Origin of the sequence: Mesorhizobium sp. M2E.F.Ca.ET.219.01.1.1, from assembly GCF_004016445.2 — a bacterium.
Taxonomy (GTDB): Bacteria; Pseudomonadota; Alphaproteobacteria; order Rhizobiales; family Rhizobiaceae; genus Mesorhizobium.
This window is the reverse complement of record NZ_SADT02000192.1, coordinates 1-310: the sequence shown is the minus strand read 5'-3', so window position 1 is coordinate 310 and position 310 is coordinate 1. Positions and strand designations below refer to the sequence as shown.

The window sequence follows — 310 nt, the reverse complement described above, 5'->3', positions numbered from 1 at the left end:
ACCAGCCCGGCGGCGGCCCGGTCTTCGACATGGGCCCTTACTACCTGACGATGCTGGTCAACCTGCTCGGCCCGGTCGCCAGCGTCATGGCCATGGCGACGCGCGGCCAGGAGGAGCGGCTGATCACCGCCGACGGTCCCTTCAAAAACACCAGCTTCAAGGTCGGCACGCCGACCAACATCCTGTCGCTGCTCGAATTCCGCTCCGGCGCCAGCGTCACCTTCGGCGCCTCCTGGGATGTCTTCAGGCACTCCAACCATCCGATCGAACTGCACGGCACCGAGGGCTCGCTGAGACTCCCCGATCCCGA

The 310-nt window shown here is 66.5% G+C and carries 1 protein-coding gene; it reads left to right on the top strand.

What is annotated here, in order from left to right; all coding sequences use genetic code 11:
- Nucleotides 1–310 (top strand): Gfo/Idh/MocA family oxidoreductase (locus EN862_RS35485; RefSeq protein WP_245519829.1); only part of this gene is annotated, 310 nt, incomplete at both ends.